At 28.6% G+C, this 23,762-nt stretch carries 23 protein-coding genes and 1 tRNA gene; 20 read left to right on the top strand and 4 right to left on the bottom strand.

Features of this window, described 5'->3' with window-relative positions:
* The first annotated feature begins 48 nt into the window (after window positions 1–48).
* The gene (locus LN42_RS10560) at window positions 49–2,241 is read left to right on the top strand and encodes a hypothetical protein (RefSeq protein ID WP_014297506.1); all 2,193 of its coding nucleotides are present in this window, start codon (window positions 49–51) and stop codon (window positions 2,239–2,241) included.
* On the opposite strand, the gene LN42_RS10555 is transcribed toward LN42_RS10560, so the two are convergent.
* Entirely contained in the window at window positions 2,242–2,547 is a 306-nt protein-coding gene (locus LN42_RS10555) for an AzlD domain-containing protein (protein ID WP_014297505.1), read from the bottom strand.
* Window positions 2,540–3,208, bottom strand: coding sequence for an AzlC family ABC transporter permease (locus LN42_RS10550; protein ID WP_014297504.1), 669 nt, complete (start codon window positions 3,206–3,208; stop codon window positions 2,540–2,542). The genes LN42_RS10555 and LN42_RS10550 overlap by 8 nt, the downstream gene beginning before the upstream one ends.
* A gap of 257 nt (window positions 3,209–3,465) precedes the next feature.
* Here LN42_RS10550 and LN42_RS10545 point away from each other — a divergent pair, with 257 nt between their 5' ends.
* From LN42_RS10545 to LN42_RS10475, 15 genes are all read left to right on the top strand, one after another.
* A complete protein-coding gene (locus LN42_RS10545) occupies window positions 3,466–4,470 on the top strand; it encodes a LacI family DNA-binding transcriptional regulator (RefSeq protein WP_014297503.1) in 1,005 nt (334 codons plus the stop codon).
* 37 nt (window positions 4,471–4,507) lie between these two features.
* Window positions 4,508–5,758, top strand: coding sequence for an ABC transporter substrate-binding protein (locus LN42_RS10540; RefSeq protein ID WP_014297502.1), 1,251 nt, complete (start codon window positions 4,508–4,510; stop codon window positions 5,756–5,758).
* 49 nt (window positions 5,759–5,807) lie between these two features.
* Window positions 5,808–6,734, top strand: coding sequence for a carbohydrate ABC transporter permease (locus LN42_RS10535; protein ID WP_014297501.1), 927 nt, complete (start codon window positions 5,808–5,810; stop codon window positions 6,732–6,734).
* Between the two features lies 1 nt (window position 6,735).
* Window positions 6,736–7,551, top strand: a complete 816-nt coding sequence (locus LN42_RS10530; RefSeq protein WP_014297500.1) for a carbohydrate ABC transporter permease — start codon at window positions 6,736–6,738, stop codon at window positions 7,549–7,551.
* A 14-nt stretch (window positions 7,552–7,565) separates the two neighbouring features.
* Entirely contained in the window at window positions 7,566–9,152 is a 1,587-nt protein-coding gene (locus LN42_RS10525; protein WP_014297499.1) for a glycoside hydrolase family 36 protein, read from the top strand.
* Window positions 9,145–10,107, top strand: coding sequence for a galactose-1-phosphate uridylyltransferase (gene galT / locus LN42_RS10520; RefSeq protein WP_014297498.1), 963 nt, complete (start codon window positions 9,145–9,147; stop codon window positions 10,105–10,107). The genes LN42_RS10525 and galT overlap by 8 nt, the downstream gene beginning before the upstream one ends.
* Window positions 10,103–11,158 (top strand): galactokinase, encoded by a 1,056-nt coding sequence (locus LN42_RS10515; RefSeq protein ID WP_041639164.1) that lies wholly within the window; start codon window positions 10,103–10,105, stop codon window positions 11,156–11,158. The genes galT and LN42_RS10515 overlap by 5 nt, the downstream gene beginning before the upstream one ends.
* Window positions 11,158–12,042, top strand: coding sequence for a hypothetical protein (locus tag LN42_RS10510; RefSeq protein WP_014297496.1), 885 nt, complete (start codon window positions 11,158–11,160; stop codon window positions 12,040–12,042). Before LN42_RS10515 ends, LN42_RS10510 begins: the two co-directional genes overlap by 1 nt.
* Window positions 12,043–12,134: 92 nt before the next feature.
* Entirely contained in the window at window positions 12,135–13,850 is a 1,716-nt protein-coding gene (locus tag LN42_RS10505) for a M3 family oligoendopeptidase (protein ID WP_014297495.1), read from the top strand.
* Window positions 13,851–13,908: 58 nt separating this feature from the next.
* A complete protein-coding gene (locus LN42_RS10500) occupies window positions 13,909–15,057 on the top strand; it encodes a sugar MFS transporter (RefSeq protein ID WP_075780775.1) in 1,149 nt (382 codons plus the stop codon).
* Window positions 15,058–15,152: 95 nt separating this feature from the next.
* A complete protein-coding gene (locus LN42_RS10495; protein WP_014297493.1) occupies window positions 15,153–15,854 on the top strand; it encodes an MBL fold metallo-hydrolase in 702 nt (233 codons plus the stop codon).
* 128 nt (window positions 15,855–15,982) lie between these two features.
* Window positions 15,983–16,510 carry a hypothetical protein gene (locus LN42_RS10490; RefSeq protein WP_014297492.1) on the top strand — a complete coding sequence of 176 codons (528 nt, stop codon included), beginning with the start codon at window positions 15,983–15,985 and terminating at the stop codon, window positions 16,508–16,510.
* Window positions 16,511–16,521: 11 nt separating this feature from the next.
* On the top strand, window positions 16,522–16,923 hold the full coding sequence (locus LN42_RS10485; RefSeq protein WP_014297491.1) for a DUF2089 domain-containing protein: 402 nt from the start codon (window positions 16,522–16,524) through the stop codon (window positions 16,921–16,923).
* Window positions 16,924–16,927: 4 nt separating this feature from the next.
* Window positions 16,928–17,305 (top strand): hypothetical protein, encoded by a 378-nt coding sequence (locus LN42_RS10480; RefSeq protein ID WP_075780774.1) that lies wholly within the window; start codon window positions 16,928–16,930, stop codon window positions 17,303–17,305.
* Between the two features lie 85 nt (window positions 17,306–17,390).
* A tRNA-Leu gene (locus LN42_RS10475) sits at window positions 17,391–17,479 on the top strand.
* A 73-nt stretch (window positions 17,480–17,552) separates the two neighbouring features.
* On the opposite strand, the gene LN42_RS10470 is transcribed toward LN42_RS10475, so the two are convergent.
* Window positions 17,553–19,094: an ATP-binding protein gene (locus LN42_RS10470; protein ID WP_014297489.1), complete on the bottom strand. Its 1,542-nt coding sequence runs from the start codon at window positions 19,092–19,094 to the stop codon at window positions 17,553–17,555.
* Between the two features lie 264 nt (window positions 19,095–19,358).
* Here LN42_RS10470 and LN42_RS10465 point away from each other — a divergent pair, with 264 nt between their 5' ends.
* On the top strand, window positions 19,359–20,321 hold the full coding sequence (locus tag LN42_RS10465; RefSeq protein WP_014297488.1) for a D-glycerate dehydrogenase: 963 nt from the start codon (window positions 19,359–19,361) through the stop codon (window positions 20,319–20,321).
* Window positions 20,311–20,964, top strand: a complete 654-nt coding sequence (locus tag LN42_RS10460; protein WP_014297487.1) for an endonuclease III domain-containing protein — start codon at window positions 20,311–20,313, stop codon at window positions 20,962–20,964. Before LN42_RS10465 ends, LN42_RS10460 begins: the two co-directional genes overlap by 11 nt.
* Window positions 20,965–20,980: 16 nt before the next feature.
* Here LN42_RS10460 and LN42_RS10455 read toward each other — a convergent pair whose 3' ends face one another.
* Entirely contained in the window at window positions 20,981–21,799 is an 819-nt protein-coding gene (locus LN42_RS10455; RefSeq protein ID WP_014297486.1) for a M55 family metallopeptidase, read from the bottom strand.
* A gap of 109 nt (window positions 21,800–21,908) precedes the next feature.
* Here LN42_RS10455 and LN42_RS10450 point away from each other — a divergent pair, with 109 nt between their 5' ends.
* Together LN42_RS10450 and LN42_RS10445 are read left to right on the top strand one after the other, a co-directional pair.
* Window positions 21,909–22,754 (top strand): DMT family transporter, encoded by an 846-nt coding sequence (locus LN42_RS10450; protein WP_014297485.1) that lies wholly within the window; start codon window positions 21,909–21,911, stop codon window positions 22,752–22,754.
* Window positions 22,751–23,707 (top strand): MJ1477/TM1410 family putative glycoside hydrolase, encoded by a 957-nt coding sequence (locus LN42_RS10445; RefSeq protein WP_014297484.1) that lies wholly within the window; start codon window positions 22,751–22,753, stop codon window positions 23,705–23,707. The genes LN42_RS10450 and LN42_RS10445 overlap by 4 nt, the downstream gene beginning before the upstream one ends.
* The last annotated feature ends 55 nt before the right edge of the window (window positions 23,708–23,762 follow it).

Genomic DNA, 23,762 nt, shown 5'->3' with positions numbered 1-23,762 from the left:
TTTAAAATATTTGGGCACGTAAGTGTGCCCATTTTTTTGGAGGTGAATATGAAAAAATCCTTTATTTTACTATTACTAATATCTTCAATAACTGTATTTCCTATTGATATAAACTTATCACATTTAGAATTTCTTAGAGATACCTTTAATATAAATAAAAAAGAAGTTGTTGGATATTGGATTTATGCAGATAAAATTGGAAATAAATATATAAGAAAGTCAGCAAAAGAAGAAGGCGTAACCTGTGTTGATGATGTTGCAAGAGTAGCTGTACTGTATACAGAATTATATAAATTAGAGAAAAAAGAGCTCTATTATGAAAGAGCTAAAGAAGCTTTAGATTTTGTTATATCGATGCAGGATACAGATGGAGACTTTTATAATTTTATATTTGAAAATGGAAAGATTAACAAAATAGGAATTACAAGCAGAAAATCGGCTGGTTGGTGGGCTTCAAGAGCTTTTTGGGCGTTAAGCAATGCTATTAATACTTTTCCCGATGAGTCATTTAATAAAAAAATAATTGAAAGCTCAAAAAAAGCACGAAAAGTATTAATAAAAAATTTGGATAATGAGTATTTACTCAATAAAAGTACAGATCTAACCTCAATATTCTTATTAGGATTAACTAAATATTATAATTTTTCCAAAAGTTCTGAAGATATTGATTATATTACTAAAATCGCTAATTCAATTTTAAATTATCAGATAAAAGATGGTCCTTTTAAAGGTGCTTTTAATGAATCCCAAAACAAAAATAAATTTATATGGCATTCATGGGGTTCAAGACAAGGTGAAGCATTATTAGAAGTTTATAATATCACTAAAGACAAAAAATATTTGGAGTCTGTAAAAAAACTTGTTGATTTTTATGATATGTTACTTTCTATTGGTCCAGTATACGAAATAAATGATTATATAAAAAAATATCCTTATCTTTCATATGGTGTAGAAGTAATTGTATCAACGCTTTCCAAGTTGTATTTACTTACACAAAAGGATATATATGCAATAAAAGCATTTTTATTTGGTTCATTTTATAATGGAAATAATCATCTTAACTTTCCTATGTATGGAAAAAACGGCGAAGGTTATGATGGTATGCATTCGGTATATGTAAATCAAAATGCTGGTGCTGAATCAACTGTTTCAGCATTATTAGCATTAACCAATTTAAATAAATTACCACTTAGATTTCAAATCTATTATAATTCAAAGTTATTGGATAAAGGAAATAGAGCATTACTATTAGAAGCAGAAAAAATGGATACAGGAATTTACTATTATGAATTAGATAATAGAGGAAATATTCAAATAAAAACAAACGAAAAAATATCATTAAAAACACAAATCGATATCGAAGGAAAATATTATATTTATTTAATAGGAAATATACCTCCAGAAACCAAAATAAAAATTTATTCTGGAAATTCTAAAGTTTCAACTTCTCAACAATTTATATTAGCAAATTTATCAAAAGGAAAATTAACTATATCTCTTATTCCTGAAGATGATTACCTATATCTTGATCAAATACTTATTATTCCTGAAAACTATTCATTTCTTTTTTCAATCAATAATAATTTCTATAAAATATCAAATGATGAAATTTATAAAATCAAGAATAATAAACCTATTAATAATGAAAAAAAATATATGCAAAGCGCTGAAATTGCAATACTTGAAAAAGGAAACATAAAAATATTAGAGCTTAATAAAATATTTAATAATAACGGAATAGTTAAATTTTCAGAAAGAAAAGAAGGAAACTTCGATAATCCAGATGGTATATTTGGTGCAAAATATCCTGCTGAAGAAATAGGAAAAGTTTTAAAAAATGGGTATTTGGAATATGAAGATATTTTATTTAAAATTAATATTGATGGAAAAGATAATATCATTTGTTCAGGACAAGAACTAAAATTTGAAAACTTAAAAGGAAACAAAATCTATATATTAGGTTCATCAGAACATGGAAGCTATATTGGAAAAATTGTTATTGAATACAATGATGGTACTACTCAAATAGAAGAATTAAAATTTTCTGATTGGTGTCAACAACCTGTATTTAATGAAAAAATAGTAGTTGATACAATATACAGATATAATAGCCTTGGCATCAAGGAAAATATAAATCCTAAAATATTTTTAAATATATTTACTTTGAAAAATAAAGAAATAAAAAGTATTTATTTACCTAAGATTCCTACAATGCATATTTTTGCTATCACAATAAAATAATTATATTACAAATAAATTTAATACATAAACTATAAGAACAGTGGTTATAACAACCACAATAGAATTAAACCTAAAAAATGACAATATTACTGCAGCAAAAAAACCTATAATTCCTGTAATAACATTACCTGTTGAATAAAAAATATCCGGTATAATCAACATTCCGAGAATAGTATAAGGAATATACTTGAAAAACTTTTTTAACTTTTTATTCTTTCCTAATGTATCCGAAAATATAAATGGCAATATTCTTGGAATCATTGTAACCAGACTCATTACCAATATAATAATTACATATCTACTCATCTTCATCACCTTCTAAAATTGAAAAAACAAAAGAAACTAAAATTGATGTAATTATAATAGAATAGTATTTTGGTATAAAACTTTTTAAAAATATATAAATTATTATTGAAGATAATACACTTAAAGATGGAAGTAAAGACTTTTTCAAATTTGGAATTAATATACTTACAAACATTGCATATAAAGCTATACCAAGACTGTTTTGAAGATCAGTTGAAAATAAAGAATAAAACTCTGTCCCAATGATAGTTCCAATAATCCATCCAAAATAAGATATAAGAATAACACCAGATAAGTATTCAAAAGAAATTCTTTTAGGATTGTTAAAATATGAAACAGAAAAGGTTTCATCGGTGATGCCAAGGGATAATAAGATATTCTTTTTATCCTTTGGCATTTTTGTTGCAATAGTCGATGACATTAATATATGTCTTAAATTAAGAAAAAAAGTAGTTAGTCCTATTTCCAAAATAGAGGCATTTTTTATCATATCAATAGCCACAAATTGGCTTGCTCCCGCAAAAACAAAAATAGACATTAACCATCCAACATAGGATGGTATTTCATTTGATTTTACCAACAATCCAAAAGTAACAGCTATAGTAAAATAACCAAGACAAATTGGTATTCCGTCTTTTATTCCTCTATAAAATTCTTTCATAGTATCTCTCCAATTTTTTATAATTATAACATAAAATTATTCTGATTTTAACGAATTTTCATTAGTAAATATTATGTTAATTTCAAATTAATAAAAATTATGAAAAATTCTTTGATAATTAGATATAACCACATCTATTTTTATTTTATCCGGGTAAATTAACTCAAATACCATTTTGTCAAGAATGTAAAATGTGCTTTAATTAAATCGGTAACGTTACCGATAACGTTACCGAATAAAAATCCGAGGTGGTTTTTATGGGAAAAAGGTATGTAACAATAAAAGATATTGCAAAAGTTGCTAATGTTTCTATAAATACAGTTTCAAGAGCTTTAAATAATAAACCAGATATTAATGAAGAAACAAAAAAGAAGATCTTAAAGATAGCTGATGAATTAGGATATGTAAAAAATGCAACAGCATCATCTTTGAGAAATAGGAAAACAAAAACAATAGGAGTTATTTTCAAAGATATTACAAACCCTTTCTTTGTTGAGGTTTTAAAAGGAATTGAAAAAGCTACTAAAGAAAATGATTACAGTCTTATTTTAATAGATGTTGAAAAAAATTATGAAGTTGAAAAAAAAGCTCTAAAATTAATGTTCGAAAAACGTGTAGATGGAATATTAATTAGTCCTGTTAGAAATCAAAAACAAAAATCTGATAAATTTCAGGCATTGGTAAACCTCAATATTCCATACGTTATAGTTGGTGATCATTTTGAAGGAATGGATGCCGATGAAATATATGCTGATGATTTTAAAGGCGGATATTTGGCTACAAAACATTTAATAGAAAACGGAAAGAAAAAAATTCTTTTTCTGGACGTGTATAATCATAATTTTGTTTCATATTCAAGGTTTTCTGGTTATAAAAAAGCTTTAAAAGAATATAACATAAGATTCAGCAAAAAAATGGTCTATACAATAGAAGAAGATATGATTGCCGCATACGAAAAGATAAATGAATTAATAAAAGAAAAGGTGGATTTTGATGGAATATTCTGTTTTAACGATATTTTAGCTTATGGTGCATTAAAAGCCTTAAGAGAACATAATATTAATGTTCCAGAAAAAGTAGCTGTAGTGGGATATGACGATATTATTTACTCCTCAATTATAGATTTAACGACAATAAAAATACCAAAATTTGAGTTAGGTTTCAAAGCTTTCAATTTATTATTGGAAAAGATTAATAACAAAAGGCATAAACCGGAAAAAATTATATTAGATATTGACTTAATAAAAAGAAAAACCACATAGTGGTTAAATATCAATCCTAAACAGGGGGTGTGAAGGTATGAAGAAGTTTTTAGTAGGTTTCATTGCTGTATTATTATTGGTAAGTAGTGTATTTGCAGCATCTAATGATTTAGAGATTTTTAGTTGGTGGACCGGTGGAGGAGAAGAAGAAGGTTTATTAGCCTTGTTCCACAGATTTAATGAAATATATCCAAACATAAATATCATCAATGCAGCTGTAGCAGGTGGCGCAGGTACTAATGCAAAAGCAGTTTTAAAAACAAGAATGCTCGGTGGTAACCCTCCAGATTCATTCCAGGTACATGCTGGTATGGAATTAACAGATACATATGTAATTCCTGGATTAATGGAACCATTAACACAATATTTAAAAGACTGGGGCGTATATAATAAATTCCCAAAAGATGTTATGAATATTTGTAGCTATCAGGGAGAAGTATATTCTATACCTGTAAATGTTCATAGAGGAAATGTTGTATTCTATAACAAAAAAATATTCAGAAAATTAGGTTTGACAAAAGAACCAACAACATGGTCAGAATTTTTTGCAGCATTAAAAAAGGCTCAAGAAGCAGGATACATTCCTCTTGCCTTAGGAGATAAAAATAAATGGACAACAACACATTTATTTGAAAACATAATGCTTTCAACATTTGGACCTGAAGGATATAAAGGATTATTCACAGGAAAAACATCTTTCGATTCTCCAGAATTAGAAATGTCATTTGTTATCCTTGAAAGATTAATTCCATACTTCAATAGAGACCATTCAGCATTAACATGGCAGGATGCTTCAAGACTTGTATTTGAAGGAAAAGCTTTATTTAACGTAATGGGTGACTGGGCAGAAGGTTATTATAAAACATTAGGTTGGAAACCTGGCGTAGACTTTGGTTGGTTTGCAGTACCAGGTACAGCAGATGCATTTATGTTTATTTCAGATACATTTGGACTACCAAAGAATGCACCACATAGAGAAAATGCTTTAAAATGGTTAAAATTCATCTCAACAAAAGAAGCTCAGGATATCTTCAATCCAATTAAAGGTTCTATCCCTGCAAGAATTGATGCAGATAAATCAAAATATGATGTTTACTTAACATGGTCAATGAATGATTTCTCAAAAGTTGCAGTTGTTCCATCAATTATTCACGGTTCAGCAGCACCAGAAGGATTTGTAACTACATTAAACGATACATTAAACAGATTCCTTGTTAAAAAGAACGTATCTTCTGCTTTAAGAGATATTATGTGGGCTGCAGAAGACCAGGGATATCTCACTGAATAATAGACAAACCCGGCTTCACAGCCGGGTTTTATAAAAAAGAGGTGAAAAGATGAGCATTCAAAAAAGAAAATCGAGGATAGGTTTTTTAATAATTCTTCCATCATTGATTTTAATAGGTATATTTGTATACTATTTTATTTTCTGGACAATAAGGACCTCTTTTTCCAACTGGAATAGCTTCAGCAGTTTATTAAGAGGTGTATATAAATTCGTTGGATTTAGAAATTATCAAAGAATATTTATGGATGCAAGATTCCAGACCGATTTGTGGAATACATTGTTTTTTACAGTATTCTTTATAGCAGGTTCTGTTGGATTAGGCTTATTCTTAGCAAATATGATTGACAAAGGATTAAAAGGATCACGTTTTTTCCAAAATCTCTTTTTATTTCCAATGGCAATTTCATTTGTAGTTACAGGTACTGTATGGAGCTGGATTTTTGCACCTGGAAATATTCCTAATGACCCTCAGGGAATTAATTTGTTATTAAAAAAATTTGGTTTAGAAAATCTTCAATGGATGTGGTACACAAGCACAGAAAGTATAGGTCACTTTAATCTTGCTTTAATAGCAGTTATAATAGCTGCCATATGGCAAATGTCAGGATATATTATGGCAATGTATCTTGCAGGATTAAAAGCTATCCCTGAAGATATTCTCGAAGCTGCAAGAGTTGACGGTGCTGATGAAAGATATATATTCTGGAAGATAAAAATGCCTTTACTAAAACCTATTACTTTAAGTGCCATGATAGTTCTTGGCCATGTTTCATTAAAAATATTTGATTTGATATATGCAATGACTGGAAGCGGACCTAATAATGTTACGGACGTTCCTGCTATATATATGTTTGAACTTACCTTCAGATCAAACAGATATGCAATGGGTTCGGCAATTTCTGTAATAATGTTACTTATGGTTGCAGTAATAATTATACCTTATCTCTACTCTTCCCTGAGAAAGGGGGCTGAATAATATGACATTAAAAAAGATGTGGATATATTCATTGCTTATTCTGATTTCAGCATTTTTTATTTTACCTTTTTATGTAACGATAATTACCAGTTTTAAACCTCTTAGTGAAATTTCAATTGCCACAATGTGGGATTTTCCAAAACATTTTTCACTTGAAGGTTTTAAAGGAGCATTTGAAAAACTTGCTCCAAATATGAAAAATAGCTTTTATTTAACAATTCCTGCAACTATAATCTCAGCATTATTGGGTTCTATAAATGGGTTTGCTTTATCAAAATTAAGATTTAGATTTTCAAATTTAATATTTGCTTTAATATTATTCGGTATGTTTATTCCATATCAAAGTGTTTTATTTCCTTTAATTCAATTTTTTCAAAAAATAGGATTATATGGAACAATTCCGGCTTTAATTATAATTCACGTTATTTACGGTATTCCTATTACAACTTTAATGTTCAAAAATTATTATGAGGAAATTCCTGATGAATTAATTGAGGCTGCGTCGATAGATGGTGCTGGATTTAGAAAGATCTATACACAAATTCTTCTTCCAATATCTATCCCTGGATTTGTAGTTGTGGCAATATGGCAATTTACAAATATATGGAATGAATTTCTATTTGCAGTTACAGTAACAAATAATCCTTCAAAACAACCAATTACCGTTGCTCTTGTAAATCTGGCTGGTAGTCAGGTCGTAGAATGGAATATTCAAATGGCTGGTGCATTAATTGCTGCATTGCCAACATTAATAGTATATATACTCCTCGGAAAATATTTTATTAGAGGTTTATTGGCCGGTTCCGTAAAAGGATGATAGGAGGTCCCTATATGAAAATTTTTAATATGAGTTACGAAAATAATTATTTTGAAATTCAAAAAGATAATTATATGGTTTTATTAAAAATGGAAGAAATTCCTGAAGGATATATTCTCAGAGGAAAAATAAAAGGAAAAATTGACAAAATAAACATCTTTGAGGATATTATAGATGAAAATATTATCGTCAATGATTGGCATAGCTGGGGTGAAACAAAAAGTATAAACATAAAGGATTATCCGGAAATAAATTCAGATTATTTTATTCTTTCTGAAAAAAAATTAATAGGATTTTTATCCTCAAATATTTCTCATAATTACTTTGAGGTAAAAAATACAACTGTCTATGGATACATGAATTTCTTTGAAAAAAAATTAGATGATTATATTGATTTTGACCCTTTAATAATTATTGAAGGAAAAAATCCGGAAGATTTACTTGAAATATATGCTGATTATGTAAAGTTTGAAAATAATATAAAATTGAATAAAAAAAGACCTGTAGGATGGTCTTCATGGTATCAATATTTTGACAAATTAAACTGGGAGGATGTGAAAAAAAATCTTGAATTATCCCAAAAATATGGTTATGAAGTATTTCAAATAGATGATTCATGGCAAAAAGATATTGGCGACTGGGAATCAAAAAATAATTTCCCATCTTTAAAAGAAATGGCAGAAAAAATAAAATCACATAATATGACGCCTGGAATCTGGACCGCGCCATTCAATGTTTCTGAAACATCTCAAATATTTATAAATCACCAGGATTGGCTCATAAAAGATGAAAATGGAAATCCAAAGATAGCTTATAAAAACTGGAATAAAAACATCTATACACTTGATATAACAAATCCTGATGTACAAAAACATCTATATACATTATTTAAAAATATGTATAATGCCGGTTTCGAATACTTCAAAATAGACTTTCTCTATTCAGGTGCAATAGAAGGAAAAAGATTTGATAATAATATAACTCCAATTGAAAGCTACAGAAAAGGACTAGAGATAATAAGATATGCAGTAAAAGATTCTTTCATATTAGGTTGTGGTGCTCCATTATTACCTTCTCTTGGTTATGTAGATGGAATGAGGGTTAGTGAAGATACAGCGCCTATATATACCACAGATGAATCTGTAAAATTAAATGCATATATCGCTTTAAAAAACAGCATTAACAGGTTTTTCATGAATGAAAAATGGTGGTGGAATGATCCAGATTGTTTAATCTTAAGAAAAAAGGATACTCAATTGGATTCAATTGTTCGCCAGATGTATGGTTATGCCACAGGATTATTGAATTATATGATTATACAAAGCGATAATCTCTCTCTGGATATTGAAGAAGATATATACTTTAAAGTATTAGAGCTTCAAGGTGGAATAGTAAAAGTAAAAGGTATTATGGACGGAAATTATATTATAGAGTCAATTCATCCAAAATATGGAAAGATAACACTAAAAATGAACCTTGAAGAAAAAAGATATAATATAACATTTGAAGACAATATTATTTCATTAAACAAGAAAACAATAGTCAATGAGGATAAAAGACTGTTCCATTTTTATACATTAGAAGGTGAAAATAATGCTTGAAAGACGTTATAATCCTATAACAGATGAGTGGGTAATGATATCCTCTTCCAGGCAGAAAAGACCTAACCTTCCAAAAGACAGCTGTCCTATTTGCCCGGGAGTACTGGAATTACCTGAAGAATATGATTTAGTTAGTTTTGAAAATAGATTTCCTGCTTTAAAAAGAGATGCTGAAAGTGTGGAAAACAATAGTGAAATATTAAAAAAAGCGTCTTCACAGGGAATTTGCGAAGTGGTTGTATACACCAAAGAACATAATTCCGAATTATCAAAAATGCCATTAACTCAAATAGAAAAATTAACCTCAATGTGGGCTGATAGAACTTTAGAATTATCTAAATATGAATTCATAAAATACATTTATATATTTGAAAATAAAGGAAAAGAAGTGGGAGCAACATTACCTCATCCTCATGGTCAATTATATGCCTTTCCTTTTTTGCCTCCAAGAATAAAGGTAAAAATAAATGCATTAAAAAAGTGGTATTCCGAAAGGAAAACATGTTCAATATGTGAAATCATAAATGAAGAAAAAAAACTTAACGAAAGAATCATATACGAAAATGAAACAATGATAGCTATAGTCCCATTCTATGCAAGATATCCATATGAAGTCCATTTATATCCCAAAAGGCATATTAGTTCCATATATGAAATGACCGGAAAAGAAAAGAAGGATTTTTCTAAAGCTCTAAAAATCATTACTTCAAAATATAATGGCCTATTTAATATGCCATTTCCATATATGATGATGTTCTTTCAAAAACCCTTTAATCTACCTGAAAATATGCATTATTTCCATTTTCATGTAGAATTTATCTCACCAATGAGAGGACCAAATCTTATAAAATGGATAGCGAGTGTAGAAAGCGGCACCTGGGCTTTTATAAACCCCATTGAACCAGAAAAGGCTGCAGAACAACTGAGAAATATCGAGGTGAATATAAATGATTAAATACAGATCGCCGGGAAGAATTAATATAATTGGAGAACATACTGATTATAATGATGGATACGTATTTCCATTTGCAATAGATAAATACATATATATAAATTTAGAAAAAAGCGAAAAATTTGAATTTTATTCTGAAAGCGAAAATAAAATAATAATTCAGGAAAAACTCGAAAAAACAAATACATGGGCAGATTATATTATAGGTGTAATAAAAGAAATCGAAAAGATTCTTCATATAGGTATACCTCCTTTTAAGATTAACATATCTTCAACGCTTCCAATTGGCGCAGGGCTTTCAAGCTCTGCTGCTTTGGAAGTGGGAATTGCTTATGGAATAAACGACATTCTCAATTTAAATTTATCCCGGGTTGAAATTGCAGAAATTGGTTGGAAAGTTGAAAATGAATTTATTGGTTTAAGGTGTGGAATTATGGATCAATATGCCTGTTCCCTTTCAAAAAAAGACAATGCCATTTTGCTTGATACTTATACAAAACAATTCCAGCATATTCCTCTAAAACTTGGAGAATATAACTTTTTTATCATCAATTCAGGTGTAAAACATGAATTAGGGAATTCCGAATACAACAAAAGAAGGCAGGAATGCGAAGAAGTTTTAAATAAATTAAATAAAAAAACATTTAGAGATGTAAATAAAAATGATCTAGAAAAACTCAACGGAACATTATTTAAACGTGCAAAACACGTCGTTGAAGAAAATGAAAGAGTGTTAAAAACTGTAGAAGCTTTAAAAAACAGCAATATACAAGAGGTGGGGAAATACCTTTTTGAATCACATGAAAGCTTAAAAAATCTATATGAAGTTTCCTGTGAAGAAACGGATTTTATAGTTGATTTTCTAAAAAATAATGTTTTAGGTGCAAGAATGGTTGGAGGAGGATTTGGCGGAAGCATTCTTGTTTTAAGTAAAAAAAATGAATTTTATAATTTAATAGATGAACTAAATAAAAGATACCATGAAAAATTTGGTTTGAATATAGATTATTTTGAAGTTAATTCAGCTAATGGAGTAGAAAAGATAGGTGACTGATGTTGAAATATTTAAATATGGAAGCAATTGAATTGGAAAATGATTTTTTAAAAATTCATATATTGCCAGAATTGGGTGCTAAAATAGCTTCTATATTCTACAAGCCCCAAAACTTCGAGGTTTTATTTCAACCAATAAAGGGGTTTTATGAAAAAACAAAATATGGAGATAATTATGACAAATACGACACCTCAGGCATTGATGAAATGTTTCCAAATATTGATCCCGGAATATATTTAAATGGAAAAGAATTACCGGATCATGGCGAATTATGGTCAATTCCGTGGAAATGTAAAAAAGAGAATAATAAAATTTCCTGTTGCGTAAAAAGTCCTGAATTCAATTATATTTTTTGCAGAGAAATAATACTTTTTAATAATTCAATTAAATTATATTATTCAGTTAAAAATACCGGAAATGATATATTTTATGGTTTTTGGACTTTTCACGGATTACTTGCAATAGATGAAAAAAGTGAAATATTTCTGGAAAATGTGAATCAAGTTCTAAATGTCCATAACAGCAAATTCCTTGGAAAAATTGGAAATATATGTACATATCCAGAATATAATAACTACAAATTAAATAAATTTTTACCGCCATCAAGCCAAAATACAGAAAAGTTTTATATAATAAACAAAATCAATAAAGCAGAGATTACTTTAAACAATAATAAATTAAAATATACAATAGAATTTCCTGACATTCCCTATTTTGGAATCTGGAAAAACGAAGGCGGCTTCAAAAACGAATACAACTGCGCCCTTGAACCTTCAAACGGCTTTTACGATTCATTTGAGATTGCATATAAAAACAAGAAAATTCTAAAAATCCTGCCGAATCAAGTATTAAAATGGGATATAGTTATTAATCTTTCAGAATAAAAACAGATCTTCAAAAATCTGCTTTTATTTTTTAGATTTTATATGCTATAATTAGTATAGCTAACATTTACAAAAAACAAGGAGGCATATAGATGATAGTAACTGATGAAAAAATTACAAAAAAACCCAGAAAATACTTCAAAGAAGAAATAAATTTAAATGATTGGAATGAAGTAAAAAAGGTACTTGAAGATTTATTAAGCACAGAAATCAAATCTAAAGATGAATTAATTGAATTTTTAGAAAAATGGTCAGAACTTGAAAGTATTATATCAGAAGAAATGGCATGGCGATATATAAAAATGACATGTGATACAAAGGAAGAAAATTCAAAAGCTTTTAATGAATTTTATGCAAATATAGTATCACCAGCACAGGAATATGATTTCAAATTAAAAAAGAAATTCTATGACAGCCCATATAGAAATGAACTAACTGGTGAATCATTTGAACATATGAATAGATTAATATCCAGGGATATTGAATTATTTAGAAAAGAAAATCTGCCATTAATGGTAAAAGAACAGGAATTAGGTTCTAAATACGGTGAAATAATCTCAAAGATTACAGTTACATTTGACGGAGAAGAAAAAACATTATCACAGATGGGAGTTTACTTAAAAAATCCAGACAGAAAAGTAAGAGAAGAAGCATGGCGTTTAACAATGAATGCAGTTGCTGAACATCATGAAGAGCTCGAAAAGCTTTTTGATGAATTAAAAGAAATTAGAATTAAAATTGCCAAAAATGCAGGATATGATAATTATAGAGATTATATGCATGATGCTAAAAAACGATTTGATTTCACACCGGAAGATTTATATGAATTCCATAAATCTGTTGAAGAAGTTGTAGTACCAGCCTTAAAAAAATTAAATGAAGAAAGAAAAGAAAAACTCGGTGTTGAAAGCTTAAGACCCTGGGATACAGAAGTAGATGTTGATGGTAAAGTCTTAAAACCTTTTGACAACGTTGAAGAATTCATCGATAATGCAATTAAAATATTATCAAAAGTGGATATTGAATTTGCTAAAAATCTTGAAAAAATGAAAAATACAGGATTTTTGGATCTAGAAAACAGAAAAGGAAAAGCACCAGGTGGTTATAACTATCCTTTATCAGAAACAGGTGCAGCATTTATATTCATGAATGCTGTTGGACTAAGCGGTGATGTTCGAACATTATTACATGAATCAGGACATGCTCAACACACATTCAGGTCAAAAGATATAAGCATCTCCTTCTTAAAAGATTTTCCAAGCGAAATTGCCGAGCTTGCTTCAATGTCTATGGAATTATTAACCCTTGAATATCTTGATGAATATTATAAAAATGAAGAAGATTTAAAAAAAGCTAAAAGAGAACAATTGGAAAGCACGTTAAAGATTTTGCCATGGGTTATGATTGTTGATGCATTCCAGCACTGGATATACACAAACCCAGATCACACCATTGAAGAAAGAGATGAATATTTTGGCAGTTTAATGGATAGATTCAATACAGGAATAGACTGGAGCGGATTGGATAAAGAAAAAAGAATAAGATGGTTAAGACAATTACATATCTTTGAAGTGCCATTCTACTATATTGAATATGCAATGTCACAACTTGGAGCAATAGCGGTATATAAAAATTATAAAGAAAATGGACAAAAGGCTATTGAACAATACAAAGAATTCTTAAGTTCCGGTTATAAGTATCCTGTTAAAAAATTATATGAAATTGCTGGAATTAAATTTGATTTCTCAAAAGAATATATTAAGGAATTAACAGACTTTATAATCTCAGAAATTGAAAAAGTAAAATAATATTGAGGGCCTTTTTAAAGGCCCTCAAATAATAATTACAATCACAGGAGTTGATTTCATGAAAAAAGCGGAAACCTATTTTGGATTCAGCACATTTTACCTATTCGGTTTTTCATTAATTCTTGTCAGTACTTTAATTCCAATAATAGAAAAGAGCTATCATATCGATCATTCATTAATAGGACTTGCATTTTCAGTTGGTTCAATTGCATTTTTCTTCTCTTCTATAATTTTTGGATATATACTTGAAAAGTATAATATGTATTACACCATAATATTTACCTTATTGCTATTTATAATTGGAAATTTCTTTTTGTTTTCCATGACAGGTTATATACATCTTTTACTTGGAATATTTCTAACAAACTTTGCAGGTGGAGGCTTAGAATTATCAATTCCATTTTTAATAGGACTATCTCAAGAAGAAAAAAAGAGCAAAACCCTTAATTTATTACACTCTGCTTTTGCCCTTGGAGCCGTATCAAGTCCTATAGTATCCTCATTAATACTGAGATACACTAATCAATGGAAATTACCATTTTTAATTACAATTATTCTAAACATAGTTCCATTTATACTTTTCTCATTATCAAAACATGATATTTCTAAAAAACATACTGAATATCTGGCAAATCCACACAAAAAAGAATCAAAATTTATTATCACCAAAACGCTTATAATATTAACGCTATCTCTTGGAATTTATGTAGCTTATGAGATGAACTTCACATCATGGCTTGCAACATTCTTATATGAATATAGAGGCTTTAAAGTATCAGATGCGGCCATGTATCCTTCATTTTTATGGATAGGCCTTTTCCTTGGAAGAACATTGCTTTCACACATGCCAGAAAAATATGGTTATAAAAACTGGCTCGTTATAGCTGTACTCATGTCATTAATCTTTTCAACATTTACGGTATTTCTTGGAAAAACACTTTTATTATCTTTAATTGGAACACTTTTAACAGGTATTGGGTATGCAACAACATATCCAACAATTCAGGCATTATTAATTGAAAAATTTAAAAACAATAAAGGTTTTGCTCTAAGTTTTGCTTCTGCTTCAACATCAGTAATTTCGGCTATAGGTTCGTCAAGTGTTGGATATATAGGAAAATTATTTGGTATTTTCTTTGGATTGCTCTTTTTAATCGGATTGAACTTTATTGAATTTCTGCTTATTTTTAGAATAGAAAAACAATAATTAATTTAGGTATTCAAATTATTTAAAAAGAAATATTATTCAAAGACCACTATATAATAAATATATTAGAAAAAGACAGTTAAAGGGGGAATACCATGAAGATAACAGGAATTGTAGATAATTACAAAGTACATCCTTTACTAAAACGCGACTGGGGGCTTTCCATACTCGTTGAAAATAACGGAAGTCTCACATTGTTCGACACAGGAAACGATTATAGAATCTTAGAACACAACATCACACATCTTGGTTTAAGATTCAAAACAATTGATAATCTTTTTTTGAGCCATTACCATGACGACCATACTGGTGGACTGGAATATATAATGGAAAACTATACTGTTAAGAGAAGCTTTATACCTTCGCGATTTCCTGAAAGAATGCTTAAATTACTCAGAGAAAAAAGTGAAGTAATAATTTGTGATTCACCAAAAGAAATTGAACCTAATATATATTCTACAGGAACTTTTGAAGGTGATATTCCAGAACATTCAATGGTTTTAAAAACTCCAAAAGGTCTTGTAGTCATAGTTGGATGTTCTCACCCAAAGGTTGAAAACATTCTTGAATTTGCTAAAAAAGAATTTAAAGATAAACTTCACGCAGTAATTGGCGGATTTCATTTTTATAAACTATACGAAGAAAAATTATTTGTTAGAATTGATAGAATTAAAAAAACAGAAGTAGAATATATTTTACCTTCACACTGTACTGGAACAGATGCATTAAATGTATTAAATGTAGAATTCAAAGGCAGGATTATGAAATTTGGTGCTGGAACAATTTTAGAAATATAATTTTTCAATAAAGGGCTTTTGCCCTTTATTTTTTTTTATAATTTATAATATAAATTTATAAAATTATAAAATATCACTTGACAATTTATAAATTTTGTTTTATAATTATAGTAGAAAGGGGGATGAAAATGTTTGGTGCAATTATTTTAATAATTATTGGATTGTCTCTAATCTTTGGTGGCGCAAAATTTTTCTGGGCTTCACTCTTTATTGGATTGGGTATTTATATAATCTACTCATACTATGAAATTTCAAAAAGAAAAAAAGAAAACAAAAAAATATTAACAAGAAATATTGAAAAGATCATTGAAACACATACACCTCAAGAAGCAGCTAAAATTATCTCTGAAAAAGTTAAAGATCCTGTTGGTTCAAAATTTGTTATTTTAGTGGATACAGAAGATGCTAAAGTTAGATTATTCTTCCCTTTTGGAATCCTTATGTCATTTAAACCCTTACTTATATTTACGAAAAAGATCATAAAAAAGAAAATAGAAGAGGAATTTTCAAAAAAAGACAAGAAAATACCTATTGATGTCGATGAAATAGTAGATTTAATCATGGAATCCATGGATTTGTTATATCAATATTATGGTGATTTTATCGATGTTGAAGCAGATAATGGAAAAACTAAAGTAAAAATATTTATTGCGTAGGAGTGATTAATATGTATAAAGCACCTGTTATATGTCCAGTATGTGGTAACAAATTACACATTGAAAAATTAAAATGTTCAAACTGTAATTCCAAAATAGAAGGTGAATTTGAATTAAATGAATTTGCAACTTTAAGTAATGAAAATATAGATTTTTTAAGGCTTTATCTTTTAAACAGAGGGAATTTATCAAAAGTCTCAGAAATACTCGGGATTTCATATCCAACTGCATTAAACAAATTCAACAAATTACTTAAAGATTTAGGTTATATTCAAAAAGAAACTTTCGAAGAACCAAATGAACAACCTCAAAATACAGAATTAGAAAAAAAGAAAATTATTGAAATGCTTGCTAACGGTGCAATTTCTTCAAAAGAAGCAATTGAAAAACTTAAAAAATTAAAGGGGGAATGAAAAAATGAAAGAAGAATTATTGAAAATCCTTAATATGGTTAAAGACGGTAGCATTGAAGTAGAGGAAGCTGCTGAATTAATAGAGGCATTTTATGATAATCCACAACCAAAAAGCACAAATCAAAATCCAAGAAAAAAACTTGTTATTAAGGTTAATTCATCAGATGGAGACAAAGTAAATGTAAAAATACCTATGGGATTAATAAAAATTGCGAAGGTTATGATACCTTTAGCATTAGCGAAAGAAGGAAAAATGAAGGATGAGGAAATAAACCAGATAATGCAATTTATCAACAATATAGATTTTGACCAATTTGAAGGAGAAGAATTAATAAATGTAGATTCTGCTGATGGTGATGTAGTAAAAATATATATAGAATAATAAATTACTATGGTTTTTAGAATACTTTAATTTTTCCATCTAGTCTTGACTAAATGTAATTTTAATGGTATAATATTTTTGCTGTGCCGAGATGGCGGAATTGGCAGACGCGGTAGACTCAAAATCTACTGAGGGTGAAACCTCGTGTGGGTTCAAGTCCCACTCTCGGCACCATGTAACCGGCTTATGCCGGTTTTTTTTATACCATAATAAAATCCCCATTAAAACGGGGATTTTATTATATCTATTAAATTTTTTCAATTATATAATCCTCAATATTCCTTTTTTCTGAATTTATATTTATTCCTATCAAATAGACTTCTTTTCCTGCATACTTTTCATAATACTTCATTTCTTTTATCTGTTTTAATGCTTCGTCGCTACTTTGATCCAGTTTTATCTCAAATAAATATATCCTATCTTCAAAATCTATTACTAAATCGCTTCTTCCTAAGTTTGTCAATTCTTCTGCTTTTACATCTATTCCTGCTGAGGCTATTATTGTGAACATCAATGAATGATAATACTTTTCTTCTTTTTTGTGTAGATTATACGGCACTGCACTTATTATTTTTTTTATTTCTTCTATTAATCCTTTTATGTCATTTTCTTCTATTTTTAAATATATCTCACTTACCCTGTTTATTTCTTCATCATTAAATCCATAATTGGCTTCTAATATTAGTGTTGAAAAACTGTTTTTTACTTCAAAATTTGGATAGTCCAGTATATATTTTTCTTTAAATCCATATTTTTTTATTCCTTTAAAGGTTAAATATCCTGCCTGCGTAAAGAAGATATTTGCTTTTGCATCTTCTATTTCTCGTGTTGAGAAGTCTTCTGCACTTACTGGTGTTTTTACTAAATCCTCATATTCTATTTTTTTGCCTTTTATGTATTCATACAGAAAACTCGGTGATCCACTTTCAAACCAAAAGTTCTGGAATTTTCCTTCGCTAAAAAATCTCAATATTGAATATGGATTATATACATAATGTTCTCCGTCAAATGAAAAGCCATTATAATATCTCTTCATTTCTTCAAGCAATTCTTTTTCTGTTATACCCATTTCTTCTGATAATTCTTTTATGTAATCTTTGAAATAATATTCCAATTCTTCCTGCGTATATCCAAACATCTGTCCATATTTCCTGTTTAATGATATATCGCTTAAATTGTTTAATGCTGAAAATACTCCTGTTTTGGTAAATTTTGTTATTCCGGTTATGAATACAAATTTTACATATGCATCCTTTGTTTTTATCTTTTTATAGAATTCCCTTAAAAATCCTCTGAATTTTTCAGCTTTTTTCTTATCATTTATATGTTCCAATATTGGTGATTCATATTCATCTATTAAAATGACAACTTTTTCTTGATATTTCTCATTTAACTTTTCTATTAAATTTCCAAACTTTGTTGGTATGTCATCTATATCAGGAATTATCCTATATGCTTTATAAATTTTATCAAGCATATTATCAAGAGATTTTTCAAATGATTCTATATTCCTCAATGTATTATCCGACATATCCAATTTTATTATTGGATACTCTTTAAATTCCCATTTGTCATATATATATGTATCCTTAAATAATTCCTTTTCCCCTTTGAACAAATAATAAAATGTTGATACTGTTAAGCTTTTTCCAAATCTTCGAGGTCTTGACATAAAATAAAACTTTCCACTATTTATTAAATCATATAAATATTTTGTTTTATCCACATATATATAATTTTCTTCTATTATTTCCTTATAATCTTGTATTCCTACTGGTAATTTCTTCATCGTTTCACCTCCATGGCTTTCCACATCTTTTTCTAAAAAATTTCTTCACGCTTTCACAAAGTAAGCTATTTTATATTATTCTTTCTATTTTAATTATATCATATTATATTAAGAGGTAATGTTTGGTAAAGGATAAATATCCATAATCAAAATTAAAAACAAACATAAAGAGTAAAGAAAAAATTATTTCAGTGTATAAGTCTTTTTATTATTATATAGTATAATAATTACGAATACAATTATAATAACTCTGGAGGTGGGAAAATGCCAAAGGTTTCATTTACATATGAAATTCCGGAAATCGCAGAAAAAAAATTAAAGGACGCTGGTTTCGATGTATGGGTTAACAGAGAAGAGAGAACATTAACCCATGAAGAAATAATAAACCTTGCAAAAGAATCAGATGCATTAATAACATTATTAAGCGATAATATTAACAAAGAAGTATTGGAAGCTGGAAAAGGAAAATTAAAAGTTGTTTCCAATTACGCTGTTGGATATAATAACATAGACGTGGAATCAGCTAAAGAATTTAGCATCTACGTTACCAACACACCAGGTGTATTAAGTGATGCTACTGCTGATTTAGCATGGGCTCTTTTATTTGCAGTTGCAAGAAAAATCGTCGAAAGCGATAAATTTGTAAGAGAAGGAAAATTCATAGGCTGGAGACCTCAATTATTTCTTGGCTATGACATAAAAGGAAAAACACTTGGAATAATTGGAATGGGAAGAATCGGAAAAGAAATGGCAAAACGTGCTTTAGGATTTGATATGAAGGTTTTATATTATAAAAGAAATAGATTAAGTGAAGCTGAAGAAAAAGAATTAAATGTCGAATATGCACCTTTAGAAGAATTAATTAAAAAATCAGATTATATATCATTACATACACCTTTAACTCCAGAAACACATCACTTATTAGATGAAAAAGAATTCTCAATGATGAAACCAAATGTTATAATCATAAATACTGCAAGAGGTCCTGTAATCAATGAAAAAGTTCTTATAAAATATTTAAAAGAAGGAAAAATAGCTGGTGCTGGATTAGATGTATATGAAGAAGAACCAAAAATTCCAGAAGAATTATTAAAATTGGATAATGTAGTTTTAACCCCGCATACTGGAAGCGCTACATTTGAAACAAGAGACAAAATGGCAGAAATGGTTGCCGATAATGTTATTGCAGCCTTAAAAGGAGAGGTTCCGCCAAACAATGTTTATTAATCTAATTGAAATATACGAAACTTTAAAAAAAGAATATACAATTCCTGAAGGTTGGTGGCCTGGCGAAAATCAATTTGAAATAATGCTCGGTGCATTATTGACACAAAATACAAATTGGAATAATGTAGTAAAATCCCTGGAAAACATTAAAAACAAAAACCTTTTATATCCAGAAAAATTATATGTTTTAGATATAGAAGAACTACAGAAATTAATAAAACCAAGCGGCTTTTTCAAGGTTAAAGCTAAATACGTGAAAAATCTATTAGAATGGTTCAAAAAATATGATTTTTCATTTGAAAAACTGGAAAAAATAGATAAAATCACCTTAAGAAACGAATTACTTTCTGTAAAAGGTATAGGGAAAGAAACTGCCGATTCTATACTATTATATTCACTCAACAAGCTAAGTTTTGTTATTGACGCATATACAAAAAGAATGTTTTCGAGATTAGGGTTAAATATAAAAAGCGATTATGATGCATACCAAAAATTTTTTGAAGAAAACCTTCCCGAAAATATAATGATATATAAAAATTATCATGGATTAATTGTAGAACATTCGAAAAATATCTGCAAAAAGAAACCTTTATGTGAAAATTGTATATTCAAAGATCTATGTAAATATAATAAAGGCGCTTAATTTAGCGCCTTTATTATTATATATACTTAGCTGCCATTGTTATATATGTCATTGCAAGTAATCCTTCAAAGATCGTACTATAATCTTCACTAACAAGCTTCACCTTTCTTCCGTCTATTCTCTCAACTAAAGGCATAGATTCCACCATATCTGCCCTTAACGTATCAGAAAATTCGACAATCATTTCAACTGGTGACTCAAACTTAAATAATTCAAAATCTTCCTTTTTCATGCTTAGCATCTTCCTCGTTGCATCCTTTATTTCTTCAATCAATTTTTTCATTGGCTTAAATTTTGCAGAAAATCTTCCGAGAGACTCTTTAGTTGAAACATATACAAGTTTATTATAATGCTCTTTTAATTCCTCACCAAGTTTATCATCACCAACAACCATTGCAAGCGGAACATTATACAAACTTCCATATGCAGCATTAATCAAAGTTTCATTCACTCTTACACCATTAATCCAGACATTGTGTATTGAAGAACTGGAATAAGTATGATCCATTGTGGCATATCTTGTTCCAACACCTGCATGATAACCAAAGAATATCATTCTATCAAACGTTGAATCCAATCCAGCCATCATATAATATTTCCTTATTCCTCCGCTAATTAATTCCACATTTGGAAATTCATCAGTAACACTCCATAAAATATTATCCCCCATTGCATGAGAATCTGAAATTACTACTTCATGTTCTTTTAATTCTTCAAGCATAGCTCGTAACTGTATCATTGCATAATTCTGCTTATAATCTCTTCCTTTTGAAACATCGTTCCAGTGATTAACACCAGCCAATCCTTCAAAATCAAATGAAATATAGATTTTCATTATATCCCTCCCAAATTTTATTAATACTACAATTAAATTATACTATATCTTATAACTTTTATGCATATTATCATGCTATAATATCAAAAACAGGTAACGGAGGTTAAAAATGAAAAAATCCATCTTTTATATAATACTTGCCGCATTATTAATGGGAAGCACATTTCCTATTCAAAAGCTTGGATTAAACAATATAAATCCTCTGGCATATACAACATTAAGATTTTTCATTGCTTTTATTTTTTCTTCGATAATATTTAAATTTGGTAATTTCTTTTATTCTTCGATATTGGGAATAGTTTTATCAATTGGTTATATTTCACAAATTGTAGGTATAAAATACACCACAGCAACCAAAGCAGGTTTTATTACCTCACAATATATAATTTTTATTCCTATATTTGCATATTTAATCAACAGAGAAAAAATCAACAAATTTCAAATAATCGGATTAACCTTTTCCATAGTGGGTTCTTACCTGTTATCTGGTGGAATTAATGGATTTAATATAGGAGATATGCTAATGATAATATGTGCTATCAGCTTCGCTTTGCATATAGTACTAATAACAAACTTCAGTCAAAAAGTGGAAGAAAAATCGCTTTTAACATTTCAGTTTTTAACTGTAACTATTATCAGTGGAATTTTCTCTTTAATTTTCAAAGCATCATACAATATAAATGCTATTTCATTATTAACAATATTTTATTCTGCAATAATTGGAAGTATAATCGTTATCTTTCTACAGCTAAAACATCAAAAAAATATAGGAAGTAACCTAACAGCTATTCTATTCCTTACCCAACCTATATTTTCAGCATTACTATCTTTTATTATTTTAAAAGAAACTTTAAATGCTACACAATTTTTAGGAGCTATTATATTGATATTAAGTATACTTACCGCTAATTCAAAATATATTTTTCAAAAAAATAACAAGGGGGAATTTCAATGAAAATAAAGGTTATAATTGTTATTATATCCACTTTAATTATTTTACTAAGTTGCTCTTTTTTAAAACCCAATTATGAAAATAGATACTTCGTATATCAATTACAGAATATAAACATTCAGGAAATAATCACATATCCTGTAAATTTTCTTGTAATGGACTATTCCAGAACTGGATTAGAAGATGGAAAATATACATATGATGAAATAAAAAAATTAAAAGGTGTTGGAATGGCACCAATCTGCTATCTTAGTATTGGTGAAGCTGAAGATTATAGATACTATTGGCATGATGAATGGAAAACTAATCCTCCTTCATGGCTTGGACCTGAAAACCCTGATTGGGAAGGGAATTATAAAGTAAAATACTGGAACGAAGACTGGAAAAAGATAATTTACGATTATCTTGATAAAATAATTGACATGGGCTTTTCAGGTGTATATCTCGATATAATCGATGCATATTATTATTGGTCAAATGAAGGTGAAGCACCACAAGTTGATCAAAGACCTATTGAAGAAACAGCAAAGGACATGATAGATTTTGTTGTGGAAATAGCAAATTATGCCAGAAGTAAAAAAGAAAACTTCTTGATTATACCTCAAAATGGTGAAGATATACTGGATTACGATAATAATGGAATATATTTAAAAACCATTTCTGGAATTGGAATTGAAGATTTATTTTATGATTCAGAACAACTCGACAACGGAAATTACTTAATACAAAAAAGCACTGAAACAGAATATAAGCTAAAATACATAAACAAAATCCTATCTTCTGGAAAAGTGGTATTGAGCGTAGATTATGTGGTCGATGAAGATAATATAAACATCGATATAATAGATGATTATATCAAAAATTGCAGAGATAGAGGAATAATCCCATATCCAGCATATGTTGATAGAGAATTAGACAGACTATCCACAATTATTTATGATATAGAAATACAATAAAAAACATTTATTATCTTTTTCTCATGTTTAGGCTTAAATACGGAAAAATACAAAA

This window comes from Marinitoga sp. 1137, from assembly GCF_001941525.1.
GTDB classification, from domain to species: domain Bacteria; phylum Thermotogota; class Thermotogae; order Petrotogales; family Petrotogaceae; genus Marinitoga; species Marinitoga piezophila.
The sequence above is the reverse complement of the archived record's forward strand: the minus strand, read 5'-3'. Positions and strand labels throughout refer to the sequence as shown.